Here is a 13,195-nt window from a genome sequence, read left to right on the forward strand (position 1 = left end):
GCTGTCGGGGTCAGAAGACCCCTCCCATAGAAACCCGGCCCCGGCAGCGATCAGGGAGCGCTTCTTGTGGGAGCGGCCTTGGCCGCGACCCGGCCGTCGCTGTCTGCAGGCTTCGATGCAGGCCGCTGTCGGGGTCAGAAGACCCCTCCCACAGAAACTTGGCACTGGCTCAGCCCGCGAATCGGGCACCCATTGTGGGAGCGGCCTTGGCCGCGATGCGGCTGTCGCTGTCCGCAGGCTTCGCTGCAGATTAAGAATAAGCCCGCCCCGCGGATGCGGAGGCGGGCCTTTTTCATGCCGGCCGGACGACTTCAGGCGAGGTCGTAGCGGTCGGCGTTCATCACCTTGGTCCAGGCCGCGACGAAGTCGCGGACGAACTTTTCCCTGTTGTCGTCCTGTGCGTAGACCTCGGCGTAGGCGCGCAGGATGGAGTTCGAACCGAACACCAGATCGACGCGGGTGGCCGTCCATTTCACCTGACCGGTCTTGCGGTTGACGATTTCGTACAGATTGCTGCCGACCGGCTTCCAGCGGTAGGCCATGTCGGTCAGATTGACGAAGAAGTCGTTCGTCAGCGCGCCGACGCGGTCGGTGAATACACCGTGCGGGCTGCCGCCGTGATTGGCGCCCAGCACGCGCAGACCGCCGATAAGCGCGGTCATCTCGGGGGCAGTGAGGCCGAGGAGCTGGGTGCGGTCGAGCAGCAGTTCTTCCGGCTTCACCACATAGTCGCGCGGTTGCCAGTTGCGGTAGCCGTCGGCGGCCGGCTCAAGCACTTCGAAGGATTCGACGTCGGTCTGCGCCTGGCTGGCGTCGCCACGGCCGGGGGCGAACGGCACGGAGACATTGAAGCCGGCCGCCTTGATCGCCTGCTCGACACCGACATTGCCGGCCAGCACGATGACGTCGGCCACGCTGGCGCCGGTCTCTGCGGCGATGCGTTCGTACACCGGCAGCACTTCCGCCAGGCGGGCCGGTTCGTTGGCTTCCCAGTCCTTCTGCGGCGCGAGGCGGATGCGGGCACCGTTGGCGCCGCCGCGGAAGTCGGAGCCGCGGAAGGTGCGGGCGCTGTCCCAGGCTGTGGCGACCATGTCGCCGATGCTCAGGCCGGCGGCGGCGATCTTCGCCTTGACCGCGGCGACATCGTAGTCGGTGCGACCGGCGGGTACCGGATCCTGCCAGATCAGGTCTTCGGACGGCACCTGCGGGCCGATGTAGCGCGCCTTCGGGCCCATGTCGCGGTGGGTGAGCTTGAACCAGGCGCGCGCGAACACGTCGCTGAAGTAGGCGGGGTCGGCGTGGAAGCGTTCGGAAATCTTCCGGTAGGCCGGGTCCATCTTCATCGCCATGTCGGCGTCGGTCATGATGGGGTTGCGGCGGATGGACGGGTTTTCGGCGTCAACCGGCTTGTCTTCCTCGCGGATGTTGACCGGTTCCCATTGCCACGCGCCGGCCGGGCTCTTCCTCAATTCCCAGTCGTAACCAAGCAGCAGCTTGAAGTAGCCGTCGTCCCATCGGGTCGGGTTCGTGGTCCAGGCGCCTTCGAGGCCGCTGGTGACCGCCTGATTGCCGACGCCGCGCGTGCTGTGGTTCATCCAGCCGAAGCCCTGTTCCTCGATCGGCGCGCCTTCGGGTGCGGGGCCGAGCAGCGCCGCGTCACCGTTGCCGTGCGCCTTGCCCACCGTGTGGCCACCGGCGGTGAGCGCCACGGTTTCCTCGTCGTCCATCGCCATGCGGGCGAAGGTGACGCGTACATCGTGGGCGGTCTTCAGCGGATCCGGCTGGCCGTCCACGCCTTCCGGGTTCACGTAGATCAGACCCATCATCACCGCGGCCAGCGGATTGGCGAGGTCGCGTTCGCCCGAGTAGCGGCTGTGCGGGTTGTCAGACTTGGCCAGCCATTCCTTTTCCGAACCCCAGTAGATGTCTTTTTCCGGGTGCCAGATGTCTTCGCGGCCGAAGGCGAAGCCGTAGGTTTTCAGGCCCATCGATTCGTAGGCCACGGTGCCGGCGTACAGGATGAGATCGGCCCAGGACAGCTTGTTGCCGTACTTCTTCTTGATCGGCCACAGCAGGCGGCGGGCCTTGTCGAGGTTGCCGTTGTCGGGCCAGGAGTTCAGCGGTGCGAAACGCTGGTTGCCGGTGCCGCCGCCGCCGCGGCCGTCGGCGACGCGGTAGGTACCGGCTGCGTGCCAGGCCATGCGGATCATCAGGCCGCCGTAATGACCCCAGTCGGCCGGCCACCAGTCCTGACTGTCGGTCATCAGCGCGGTCACATCCTGCCTGAGTGCGGCGAAGTCGAGTTTCTTCACCTCTTCCCGATAGTTGAAGCCTTCGCCCATCGGATTGGTCTTGCGGTCGTGCTGGTGAAGGATGTCCAGGTTCAGCCCCTCGGGCCACCACTCCATCACGTTGATGCGGCCGTTGGTCGCACCGCCGTGCATGACCGGGCATTTGCCGATCGTGTTCTGGTCTCTCGTGTTCACATCGCTCTCCTTGTTTTTCGGGACGCCAGCGCGATGTTCTCCGCCGGAGTCAGGTAAGCGCCCGGAACAACTTTCGCGGGCAGTTCGTGGTGCAACGGAGGTGCGGGGGAGCAACGCCCCGCCTTCAGCCCTGCATGCTCTGTTTTTCTGGGTGCTTGATCATCATGCTGCGTCGATCGTGCGAAACGGATTCTGCTTCGCCACCTGCGGTGCCGTGATCGTTATTTTCTTTATATTTAGACAAAGTCTAAAAGACCCTCCAAGGTGCAGTGCGACATGGGCGTCAAGGGCTGACAGGACGTTCGATTTCGCATCGGCGATCCATGCGGCAGGCGCGCGATCGAAATGTTCCCGTGGTCGCGTCAATCAACGCCAGCGGCCAGCGCCGGCCGCGTCGCGGCCAGGGCCGCTCCCACAAGGGCGGCGCCCGATCCGCGGCCGGAGCTCGGGCGGGGTTCTGTGGGAGGGGTCTTGACCCCGACAGCAGCCTGCATCGAAGCCTGAGGACCGCAGCAGCCGAGTCGCGGCCAAGGCCGCTCCCACGGGGCCGGGCGCCAGACCCGCGGCCGGAGCCAAGGTTTGTGGGAGACGGTCTTTTGACCCTGACCGTCGCGTCGAACTAGAACGGCGAGTCGGCGTGGGCGAGGCGAACGTCGATGTTCGCCCAGGCCGCGATCTGCGGCAGATGCGGGTTGACGATGCCCTGTGCGGCCAGTGCCGGGAGATCGCCTTCCGGCAGGGCACAGGACTTCACCAGCAGCACGGCCGGGCTGCCGATGCGGGCAGCCAGCCAGACGGCGATGCTGTCCGAGGTGACCGTCCAGTCACGCGGGATGTCGGTACTGAAATCGAGCTGGCGGGAGGGCAGCCACACTGGCGTGCGGCCGGCGGCGCAGTGGTCGGCCAGCGCGTCGATGTCGTCGCAGGCGACCAGCGACGGAAACAGGTCGCACAGCATGAGCCCGCACTGGTCCATTGCGCGCAGCGCCATGCGGTGCGCCGCGTCATCGGAAAAGCGCCAGTGCGTCTGGGCGTCGCGTACGGCGTCGGCATACGCCCCGCCGCCCGGCACGATGACTCCGCTGCCTGCCGCTTCGCCGGCAAGCCGTTCGCACCAGCGCTGCAGTCGTCCGTCGTGCGGATCGGACAGCAGGCTGCCGCCGAGCTTGATCACCACCGGTGCGCGGGTCACGGCTTGTCGTGGCGGTCGATGCGGCGGTCCAGCACCTGGCCAAGCAGGCGCAGCGCCAGCAGATAGACGATGGCCGACGCGAGCATCTGCGCACCGCCGCCGGTCAGCGTCTTGAACGGCGTGTAAAGCAGGCCGAAGGCGACGACACCGACCAGATGGATGACGGCGGACGGTTTCATCGCCCACCCTCGGCCAGCAAGGCCACGGCGGCCGCGGGTGCGCAGGTGGTGGCTTCGTCCGCGCAGTCGGGCGCGAGGCCGGCGATCAGCTCACCCAGCGTGACGGCCGGGCGGCCGAGCGTGCGGGCGAGACCGGCGGCGACGAAGCGGCCGGCGCCGGCACAGACCACCGGTGCGTCGGGCGCGAGCGCGGTGATGCCGGGCAGAGTGCGGCAGGCGTTGACCAGGGCGTCGAGCTGGGCGTCGGCAAACGCGCTCGCGAGTGCGCGCCAGTCGTCCATCGAGCCTTCGGCGAGGTCGCGACCTATCATGCGCGCCAGCCGGCGGGCGCTGGCTTCGGCCGTCTTGGCGCCGCCGTCGGCCGCCGTGTACTGGTCGGCGTGCTCCGGTAGCGCCCCGAGCAGGCGCCACACGTCCGCCGTGGTGGCGAAGTACTCGGCCATCAGCCGGTGGCGCCGGCCTCTGAAGTCGACCGCCGGCGCCAGCGCCATCAGCGGCGTGCGGACGACGCCGGCATAGACCAGCTCGCCGCTGATCAGCCGGTCGGCGTCGGAGCGGCTGGTCGTGGCGACGCCGCCATCGATGACGATGAGGTCGCTGGTGGTGCTGCCGACGTCGGCCAGCAGCGCCTGCGGCAGACGGGTGGCGATCCACGCCGCGGTGGCGAGCCAGTTGGCCGAGGCGATGTCGTCGGCGCGCACGCGCGCGTCGTTGACCTGCGCCCAGCCGGCGCGACCGGCGTACAGCGAGATGTCGCCGGCCAGTGCCGTGCGCATGCGTTGCGCAATGCCGGCCACGCCGTCGGCGCGGGTGTCAAACAGGTCGGTCATTTCGCCGGTCATCGTGATCGCGTGACGCGGCGCGGCACCCAGTGCGGCCAGCGCGTTGGCCACGGCGGCGTCGAGCTTGTCCAGCCCCTGCCACAGCGGGCAGGCCACCTGCACCACGCCGCTCACCCGGCCGCCGTCGATGCGCGCGGCCTTCACGTGAGCGCCGCCGATGTCCCAGCCGATCAGCGCGGCATCAGACGGTTTCTTCATGGGCTTCAAGGGTCAGGGTGTGCGGACGCGGAGCGTCGGTTGACGGCAGCGTGCCGTCGCGTGCCGCGCTCAGTGTGGCGGCGACCAGATTGAGGCCGGTCGCCGCGCGCAGCGCGCAGGCCGAGGTACTCATGCGCGGATTGATTTCGACCACCACCGGCCCGTCTTCCGTTTCGATGAAATCGACGCCGACCGGCCCGAGCAGGCCGGGCACGGCGGCGGCGATGCGCTGTGCGAGCGCAGCGTGCTGTGGCGTGGCGTCAACGGCGCCGACGGCGAGCGCTGAGAGGCGCACGCGTTCGCCGCGGTGTTCGAGCACTTGCCGGTTTACCGACAGCAGGGCGGCGCGGCCGCGCGCGCACAGCAGGTTCATGCTGCGCGCCTCGCCGTCCAGCCAGGGCTGGGCGATGTGATGCGGCCCGGCCGCCCGCAGCGCGCGGGCGGCGGCAGCGCGGTTGACCAGGCATTGCAGGCCGTCGCAACCGGCGCCGTCGTCCGGCTTCACCACCCACGCGCCGAGAATGTCCGGCAGCGCATCGGCGTCGCTGTAGTGCAGCAGCACGGCGACGCCGGCCTCGGCCAGCACGCGCGCGGTGCGCGATTTCGACGTGGCGACACGGCAACTCGCGGCGTCGCAGCCGAGCAGGCGGCTGCCGCTCGCTTCGACGCGGGCCGCTAGCGTGACCAGCAGATCGCCGGTTTCCGGCGCGACGATGAGCGCCGCGTCGGCAGCGGCCAGTGCGGCGTCGAAGGCCGTGTCGAACGCGCCGGCCTCGTTGGCCACTGCAATCGAGTCAGGCAGCGGCGCTTCGAGCCGGGCGTCGTGCAGCGTCACCAGTTCGGCGCCAGCGATGTCGGCGGCGTCGCGCAGAAGCGCATCGCGCATCAGGCGGCCTTCGCGCGCGAGCGAGCCGGGCAGCGGCTGGCCGGCCAGACCGCCGCCGGTGATAAACTCGAACACGAAAATTCGTTGATTCATATAAGGTTTTCTGTGCCTGAACTGATACCCGTGATCGACCTGATGCAAGGTCGGGTGGTGCACGCGCGCCGTGGCGACCGGCAAGCTTACCAGCCGCTGCGCTCGCGTCTGGTCGAGGGCTGCGCGCCGGCCGACGTGGTCAACGCACTGCTCGCGGCGACCGCCGCCCGCAATATCTACATCGCCGACCTCGACGCCATCCGCCGGCTGGGCGGCGACCACGCGGCGGGGATCGCCGCACTGGCCGAGCGTTATCCGCAGGTCGAGTTCTGGGTGGACGGTGGTTTCGCCGATGCCGATGCCGCGCTGGCGCTGCACCGCGCAACCGGTGCGACGCCCGTGCTGGGCAGCGAAAGCCTGACCGAGCCCGACGCGCTGGCGAAACTGTCGGCGGCGGGCGTGCCGGCGCTGCTGTCGCTGGATTACCGAGGCGGCGTTCCGCTCGGCCCGGACTGGGCGCACGCGCCGGCCGGCTGGCCGGCGCGGGTGATCGCGATGGAACTGGCGCGTGTCGGTTCGGAGGCTGGACCGGAACTGGCACTGATAGACCGCCTGCGCGCCCGGCGCCCGGACGTCGCGGTGATTGCCGCCGGTGGCGTGCGCGACGCGGCCGACCTGGCGGCGCTGGACGCCGCCGGCGTACCGGCCGTGCTGGTGGCGAGCGCTCTGCACGACGGCCGGCTCGCGGGCTGCTGAGGCTGCGTGCTGCGGTGCGGAACTGGCGGTGTTTGAAACGCCACGATTTTTTACCGACAGATCAATCGCAAGGAGTAGATTGCATTTCGATAAAGCACGGCTTGATCACGGGCAGATCCGGCGCGGCGTGAACAGCTCAGGGAAATGAAAGCCCGCCGAATGGCGGTCCGGATCCCTTGCATGGGTCCGACATAACGAACTGGCAAGAAAATGCCATACGTATCGACAGACGACAGCCCGGAATTGCTTTCGACGCATGCGGCCGGTCCGCGCGAACGTCGGCTGGTCAGTCTCGTCGTCATATTTTCGCTGCTGCTTTTTGCAATCAGCGTGCCCTACGCGAAAATGCCTTTGCCACATATTCCGGCATTTGTCGCGGTCTACGATTCCGCATTGTTCGTCGTCTATCTGGTCACCGCCGTACTGCTTTACGGGCATGGCGTGACGCTGCGCTCAAGCGCCATGTTCCTGCTGGCGGACGGCTTTCTCTACGCCTCGGCGATGATCGCGCCACATCTGCTCACCTATCCAGATGTGTTCTCGGCGGAAGGATTGCTCGGCGCGAATCACCAGACCACCGCCTGGATATTCCAGTTCTGGCATGTCGGATTTCCGCTGTGCGTGATCGGCTATTCATTGATGATGCCGAAAGAATGCAGCAAGGGTCCCGGAATACGCTCGATATTCGGCAGCGCGGGTCAACATGTGTCATGCACGTTGCTGCTGGCCGTATTATCCACGCTGCTGGCGATACACGGCACGAATGTATTGCCGGACATCATGAAAGGGACATTCGGATATACCCACCGAATGTTCTGGATCGTGTCCGCAATATGGATTCTGAATGGCTTTGCGCTGTATGTGCTGTGGCGCAAGACTCCACGCGCCGCGCTCGATCTGTGGCTCATCGTCACCATGGTGGCCTGGCTGCTGGAGGTGGCGCTGGTGGCCGTGTTCAACGCCGGGCGCTACGACCTCGGCTTCTACGTCGGGCGCGTCCACGGGCTGCTGGCGGCCAGTATGGTGCTGGTCGCGCTGGTGATCGAGAACGGGCGCCTGTACGCCCATCTCGGCCGTGCGCATGAGCGGGTGAGGCTGAAGGCTTCGGAACTCGAACGCCTGAATGCGACCGATGCGCTGACCGGTATCGCCAATCGCCGGGTGTTCGGCGAAACCCTGGGTCGCGAATGGCATCGCAGTTTGCGCAGCGGCCGGCCGCTGTCGCTGCTGATGCTGGATGTCGATCATTTCAAGCCCTACAACGACACGCACGGTCACCTCGGCGGCGACGACTGCCTGCGCGGTGTGGCGCAGGCGCTGGCGTCCTGTACGCGGCGCGCCTCCGATCTGGTGGCGCGCTACGGCGGCGAGGAGTTCGCCATCCTGCTGCCGGACACCGGCGAGTCGGACGCCTCGGCGGTGGCGCAGTCGGCCTGCCGCGCCGTGCTGTCGCTCGGCATTCCGCACGGCAAGTCGTCGGCGCACGACTGCGTAACGATCAGCGTCGGCGTCGCCACCTTCGTACCGCCGCCCGCCTTTGTCGGCAAGCTCGCCGGGCAACCGTCGTCGCTGATCGATGCGGCCGACCATGCTCTGTACGACGCCAAGCAGCAGGGCCGCAACCGCGTCGTCGTGCAGGTGCAGCCGGTGAGCTACCACACCAGCGGATTCACCCGGTAGTAGGACGACAGTTCGGCGTAGGCCTCGGGCAGCGCCGCGGCGAGATGCTGCGGGCGCTCGAAGAAGCTCTCTGTGGCAACGGCAAAGAACTCGGCCGGACTGTAGGCCCCGTAGGGGTCGAGCGCCGGCGGCTCGTGCGCCGCGACCTGCTGGTGCAGCATGGCGTAGGCGGCGCCCATCACCGCCGCCCAGCGCGCCACGCGCGCCGCACCGCGCAATGGCGGGGCACCGTTCGCCTCGCCGTTCTCCTGGTCGAGTTGGTGCGCGAATTCGTGAATGACGACGTTGTGCCCGTCGGTCGCGTCGGCGGCACCGGCCAGCACCGCGTCCCAGGCCAGCACCACCTGGCCGCGCGACGACGATTCGCCCAGATGCACGCGCCGCCAGGCGTGCTGCACGCCGGCGGCGTCGGTTTCGGTGCGGGCCACCGCGAAGGCGCCGGGATAGACCAGGATTTCGCGCAGCCCGGCGAAATAGTCGGTCGGTCGGTTCAGTATCAGCAGACAGGCCTGGGCGGCGATCAGCACCCGCACCTCGTCGGTGATCACCATGCCGTCGCAGCCGATGAAGCGCTTCTCCGCGACGAATACCTGGATGCGTCGGCGCAATTGCTGCTGCAGGTCAGGCGGCAGTGCGCGCCAGGCCGGCATGTTCTGCTGCAACAGACGGCGCCACGCGGCAGGGAAGGGACGCGCCCGGATGCGGCGTCGGCGCAGCGCAGTACGCAGCGGATCGGCGAACAGCCACAGTGCGGCAGACAGCAGTACCGCGATCAGTGCCGCCAGTGCGAGGGTGGAGGTGAGCGGAGTCATCGTTTGCAGATCGGGGCAGCGGCGGTGGTTTCAAGCCGGGCAGATATCCTGCGTCGGCGCGGTCCGCTTCGATGCGCTGTCGGGGTCGGAAGACCCCTCCCACACAGCCGCTCCGGCACCGGCCAGGGGTCGGGCGTACTCCGTGTGGGAGCGGCCTTGGCCGCGACGGGGCTGTTGCGGGCCGTCGGTTTTGATACAGGCTGGTTTGGGGGTCAAAAGACCCCTCCAGCAGGGAGGTATGGAGGCCGGTGCGTACGCGCCTTCTTCCGACCCCGACCGCTCGCCATCGCACACGCTCGACGACGTGCTACGGTGGGCGACCGTCATCGCCCCGGGCTCACCATGCATGCCGACTGGAACGCCTGCCACCCCGGGCAACTCGCCTGTACCGGCGCGCATTTCCTGCACGCCAAGGATTTCGTGTTCCGCAAGTGGTGCGAGTTGGCGGTCGAACGCAATGTGGTGGTGCCCGTCAACCTGTCCGGTTCATGCCGCTACGGCTCGCTGTTCATGAACCGCGTTTTCGGCGGTTCGCTGCGCGGCCACTTCCAGCACCAGTACAACTACATCGATCATCGTGTCGTCGATCTGAGTCACGACGCGGCGGACGTGGGCGCGATGACCCACCCCTATCTGCACGAGCCGGACTACTTCGAACTCGATTCACTGCAGGACTCGCTGGCCGGCTGCCTGCCGCGCGTCAACCGCTGGGTGCTCGAATTCCTGGCTGAGGTTGACGCGCGACAGCAGTGCCCGGCCGGCTCGGACCCGGCAGCGGTCGTGCTCAGAGCCTGACAGGCGTCGGCGGCGTGCCGCCGGTCAGCGCGGCTATCAGGTTGTCGGCGGCGAGGTCGGCCATGGCCTTGCGGGTGGCGCCGGTGGCGCTGGCGATGTGCGGCGTCAGCACAACGTTGGGCACATCGAGCAGTCCCGGATTCAGCTTCGGTTCGCCTTCATAGACGTCGAGCGCGGCGGCACCGATGCGGCCGCTGCGCAGCGCCTCCACCAGCGCGGCGTCGTCAACCACGCCGCCGCGCGCGATATTGGTCAGCGTGGCGCTCGGCTTCATCAGCGCCAGTTCGGCGGCGCCGATGGCGTGGTGCACGGCCGGCGAATAGGGCACGACCAGCAGCAGGTGGTCGGCTTCGCGCAGCAGCGTGTCCTTGTCCACCCAGCGTGCGCCGAGCGGGGTTTCGATGGCGGCCGGGAGCGGGCTGCGGTTGTGGTAGATCACCTTCATGCCGAAGCCGAAGGCGCCGCGGCGGGCGATCGCCTGGCCGATGCGGCCCATGCCGAAGATGCCCAGCGTCTTGCCGTAGACGTTGACGCCATTCATCAGCGTGTAGGTCCAGTGCGTCCACCGGCCGTCGCGCAGGAAGCGTTCGCTTTCGGTGACGCGACGGGCGGCCGCCATCATCAGCGCGAAGCCGAAGTCGGCGGTCGATTCGGTCAGCACGTCCGGCGTGTTGCTGACCAGGATGCCGCGCGCCGTGCAGGCGGCGACGTCGATGTTGTTGTAGCCGACCGCCATCGTGCATACCGCGCGCAGGCCGGGGCAGGCGTCGAGCAGTGCGGCGTCGATTTTCTCGTTGGCAGTGATGAAGGCGCCGGCCTTGCCCTGCAGCCGCGCGATCAGTTCGGGCTGCGTGAACACGCGGTCTTCCTGGTTGGCGTCAACGTCGAAATGCTGCGACAGACGGTCTATCAGTTCAGGCAGGACATAGCGGGCGACGAGAATCGAGGGGCGGCTCAAGACAGGCTCCGGTGATGTGCAGGAGCGCCGAATCTAGCGCGCGGCCCGCCGTCAGGCGAGCCGCAGCGCACAAGTGTTACGCGGCACGCGGCAGCACAGTTGCCGCGCGCCGGCGGCTTACCAGGGCAGCGCTTCGCCCATGTGGAAGAAGCCGCCGGTCGGGCCGTCGGCCGGCAGCGTGGCCAGCTGCACGCTGGTCTTGCCGCCGTCGGCGATGTCCATCGGCGCGTTCGGGCCGCCCATGTCTGTCTTCACCCAGCCCGGGTGGGCGGAGTTCACCTTGATCGGCGTGCCGGCCAGTTCGGCCGCCAGGTGCACGGTGTAGGCGTTCAGCGCGGTCTTCGACGCGTTGTAGGCCACTTCCTTGGCCGGCGCGATCGGAGAATCCGGTGCGCAGTGCGTGCCGAGCGAGCCGAGGATGGATGACAGGTTCACGATGCGGCCGGCCGGTGCCTGGCGGATCAGCGGCAGCAGGATCTGCGTCAGTTCGATCACGGCGAAGAAGTTCACGTCGAAGGTGCGGCGCAGGACGTCCTGCGACACCGTGCTGGCGTTCGGCGCGAAGAAATCGCCGAGCGCGATGCCGGCGTTGTTCACCAGGATGTCGAGCCGGCCGTACTGGCTGGCGAAGTGGTCGTACACCGCCTGGAAGGTCAACGGCTTGGTCGCGTCGAAGCCGATGGCCGAGGCGGTGATGCCTTCGTTGCGGAGGGCGGCGACGGCTTCTTCGCCCTTCTCCGGATCGCGCACGCCGATCACCACTTCAATGCCGAGGCGGCCAAGACCGCGCGCGGTTTCGAGGCCGATGCCACGGTTGCCACCGGTGATGAAGGCGACTTTCTGTTGCGTGTTCATGCTCTAGCTCCTCAGGGATTGCGGGCGTGCAGGGGCTGGTCCGGCCCTGCGTCGGAAATGTCTGCGGGCATGCGGCTGTCCCAGCCGCCGCCCAATGCACGGATAAGACCGACCGCGGCGCGCGCGCGTTCGCCTTCGAGCTGCGAGGCGACACGTCGCTGCAGCAGCACGCTGCGGTCGGCATCGATCACGTCGAGCTGGCTGACCGATCCTTCGCGGTACTGGATCTGCGACAGCTGCGCGGCGCGCGCGGCGGCGCGTACTGCTTCGTCCTGCGTGCGCGTCTGTTCCGCCAGGATGCGCAGGCCGGCCAGGTTGTCCTCGACCTCGCGGAAGGCGGACAGCACCGTCTGACGGTAGGCGGCGACTTCTTCGTCGTAGACGGCGCGGGCGCGTTCCAGCCCGGCTTCGCGCGCGCCGCCGTCGAAGATCGGCAGCGTCAGCGCGGTGCCGACCAGCGGCCCGAGCACGAAGCTGCGCGTGCTCCACTGGAACAGATTGCCCAGTTCGGACGACTCGTAGCCGAGTGCGCCGGTCATGTTCAGGCGCGGAAACCAGGCCGCCTGCGCGATGCCGACGCGGGCGTTGGCCGCGGCCATCGCGCGTTCGGCGGCGGCGATGTCGGGTCGCCGTTCGAGCAGTGCCGAAGGCAGGCCCGGCGGGATGTCGAGCGTGACCCGTTCGAGCGGCTGCGGCTCGAGCGCGAAGTCCGCCGGTGCGCGGCCCAGCAGCAGCGCCAGTGCGTGTTCCGCGTTGGCGCGACGGCGCGACACGCCGAAGGACTCGGACTGCGCCGACGCCAGTTCGGTCTTTGCGCGCGCCAGTTCCAGCTCGCTCACGTCGCCCTCGTCGAAGCGCCGCTGCACCAGGCGCAGCGTTTCGGTGCGTAGCTGCACGGTGCCGGTGTAGAGCGCCTGTTCGGCGTCCAGCTCGCGGATCAGGAAATAGGTCTGTGCGACGTCGGCCTGTAGCGCGAGCTGCAGCGAGCGGAACAGCGCCTCGCGCTGCTGTGCGGTGGCGCTGGCCGCATCGACGCCGGCGGCCACGCGGCCGAACAGGTTGACCTCGTAGGCGACGGTGGCCTGCGCGCGCCACAGCGTGAGGGCGCGACCGTCCGCGCTGTCGTCGAGCCCCTGTGCCGCTGGTGACTGCCGTTGCCGCGTCGGCCCGAAACCGGCGCCGACCTGCGGCGATTGCTGTGAACGGGCGTCGCGCACCAAGGCACGAGACTGGGCGAGGCGTGCGGCGGCGGCCTTCAGGTCCTGGTTGGCGTCCATCGCCTGGGCGACCAGCGTGTTCAGGCGACCGTCGCCGAACACCGTCCACCACTCGCCGCGCGCCAGTTCTTCCGACGGCCGGGCCGGCTTCCAGTCCTTGTTGCCGGACGGCACTTCCTTGAAGGCCTGCGGCGTATCGACCGCCGGGCGTTCGTAGGTCTGCATCACCGAGCAGCCTGCCAGCACCAGCAGACTTGCGCTCAGCGCGGCAGTGCGGCGCAGGGTATGGAAATCGAATGCGTTCAT

Annotated in this window: 12 protein-coding genes; 3 read left to right on the top strand and 9 right to left on the bottom strand. The window is 68.2% G+C overall.

Going from position 1 to position 13,195, the window contains the following annotated elements; genetic code table 11:
* Window positions 1–311 precede the first annotated feature (311 nt).
* The 5 genes from katG to ACQ66H_RS08740 form a co-directional block, all read right to left on the bottom strand.
* Complete coding sequence (katG, locus tag ACQ66H_RS08720) at window positions 312–2,486, bottom strand: catalase/peroxidase HPI (protein WP_430433678.1); 2,175 nt, start codon at window positions 2,484–2,486, stop codon at window positions 312–314.
* A gap of 619 nt (window positions 2,487–3,105) precedes the next feature.
* Window positions 3,106–3,678: an aspartate/glutamate/uridylate kinase gene (locus tag ACQ66H_RS08725; protein ID WP_430433679.1), complete on the bottom strand. Its 573-nt coding sequence runs from the start codon at window positions 3,676–3,678 to the stop codon at window positions 3,106–3,108.
* A complete protein-coding gene (locus tag ACQ66H_RS08730) occupies window positions 3,675–3,857 on the bottom strand; it encodes a hypothetical protein (RefSeq protein ID WP_430433680.1) in 183 nt (60 codons plus the stop codon). Before ACQ66H_RS08730 ends, ACQ66H_RS08725 begins: the two co-directional genes overlap by 4 nt.
* Window positions 3,854–4,897 carry a hydantoinase/oxoprolinase family protein gene (locus ACQ66H_RS08735; protein ID WP_430433681.1) on the bottom strand — a complete coding sequence of 348 codons (1,044 nt, stop codon included), beginning with the start codon at window positions 4,895–4,897 and terminating at the stop codon, window positions 3,854–3,856. The genes ACQ66H_RS08730 and ACQ66H_RS08735 overlap by 4 nt, the downstream gene beginning before the upstream one ends.
* Window positions 4,881–5,876, bottom strand: coding sequence for an ATP-grasp domain-containing protein (locus tag ACQ66H_RS08740; protein ID WP_430433682.1), 996 nt, complete (start codon window positions 5,874–5,876; stop codon window positions 4,881–4,883). The genes ACQ66H_RS08735 and ACQ66H_RS08740 overlap by 17 nt, the downstream gene beginning before the upstream one ends.
* 12 nt (window positions 5,877–5,888) lie before the next feature.
* Between ACQ66H_RS08740 and ACQ66H_RS08745 the strand changes: the two genes are divergently transcribed.
* Entirely contained in the window at window positions 5,889–6,572 is a 684-nt protein-coding gene (locus tag ACQ66H_RS08745) for a HisA/HisF-related TIM barrel protein (protein ID WP_430433683.1), read from the top strand.
* A 243-nt stretch (window positions 6,573–6,815) separates the two neighbouring features.
* The gene (locus ACQ66H_RS08750) at window positions 6,816–8,252 is read left to right on the top strand and encodes a sensor domain-containing diguanylate cyclase (protein WP_430433684.1); all 1,437 of its coding nucleotides are present in this window, start codon (window positions 6,816–6,818) and stop codon (window positions 8,250–8,252) included.
* Here ACQ66H_RS08750 and ACQ66H_RS08755 read toward each other — a convergent pair.
* Window positions 8,225–9,064, bottom strand: a complete 840-nt coding sequence (locus tag ACQ66H_RS08755) for a zinc-dependent peptidase (protein ID WP_430433685.1) — start codon at window positions 9,062–9,064, stop codon at window positions 8,225–8,227. The genes ACQ66H_RS08750 and ACQ66H_RS08755 overlap by 28 nt on opposite strands.
* Before the next feature lie 312 nt (window positions 9,065–9,376).
* On the opposite strand from ACQ66H_RS08755, the gene ACQ66H_RS08760 reads away from it, so the two are divergent.
* Window positions 9,377–9,859, top strand: a complete 483-nt coding sequence (locus ACQ66H_RS08760) for a transcriptional regulator (RefSeq protein WP_430433686.1) — start codon at window positions 9,377–9,379, stop codon at window positions 9,857–9,859.
* Here the strand turns inward: ACQ66H_RS08760 and ACQ66H_RS08765 are convergent.
* From ACQ66H_RS08765 to ACQ66H_RS08775, 3 genes are all read right to left on the bottom strand, one after another.
* Window positions 9,849–10,817 (bottom strand): 2-hydroxyacid dehydrogenase, encoded by a 969-nt coding sequence (locus tag ACQ66H_RS08765; protein ID WP_430433687.1) that lies wholly within the window; start codon window positions 10,815–10,817, stop codon window positions 9,849–9,851. The two genes, ACQ66H_RS08760 and ACQ66H_RS08765, sit on opposite strands and share 11 nt — an antisense overlap.
* A gap of 117 nt (window positions 10,818–10,934) precedes the next feature.
* Window positions 10,935–11,672, bottom strand: coding sequence for an SDR family oxidoreductase (locus ACQ66H_RS08770; RefSeq protein WP_430433688.1), 738 nt, complete (start codon window positions 11,670–11,672; stop codon window positions 10,935–10,937).
* A gap of 11 nt (window positions 11,673–11,683) precedes the next feature.
* The gene (locus ACQ66H_RS08775; protein WP_430433689.1) at window positions 11,684–13,195 is read right to left on the bottom strand and encodes an efflux transporter outer membrane subunit; all 1,512 of its coding nucleotides are present in this window, start codon (window positions 13,193–13,195) and stop codon (window positions 11,684–11,686) included.

Source organism: Methyloversatilis sp. (genome assembly GCF_965284615.1).
In the GTDB taxonomy this organism is placed as follows: Bacteria; Pseudomonadota; Gammaproteobacteria; order Burkholderiales; family Rhodocyclaceae; genus Methyloversatilis.

Excerpts from the sequence above, each read along its gene's own strand:
- ACQ66H_RS08730 (WP_430433680.1), bottom strand. The coding sequence starts at position 3,857 with ATGAAACCGTCCGCCGTCATCCATCTGGTCGGTGTCGTCGCCTTCGGC.
- ACQ66H_RS08735 (WP_430433681.1), bottom strand. The coding sequence starts at position 4,897 with ATGAAGAAACCGTCTGATGCCGCGCTGATCGGCTGGGACATCGGCGGC.
- ACQ66H_RS08740 (WP_430433682.1), bottom strand. The coding sequence starts at position 5,876 with ATGAATCAACGAATTTTCGTGTTCGAGTTTATCACCGGCGGCGGTCTG.
- ACQ66H_RS08755 (WP_430433685.1), bottom strand. The coding sequence starts at position 9,064 with ATGACTCCGCTCACCTCCACCCTCGCACTGGCGGCACTGATCGCGGTA.
- ACQ66H_RS08770 (WP_430433688.1), bottom strand. The coding sequence starts at position 11,672 with ATGAACACGCAACAGAAAGTCGCCTTCATCACCGGTGGCAACCGTGGC.
- ACQ66H_RS08775 (WP_430433689.1), bottom strand. The coding sequence starts at position 13,195 with ATGAACGCATTCGATTTCCATACCCTGCGCCGCACTGCCGCGCTGAGC.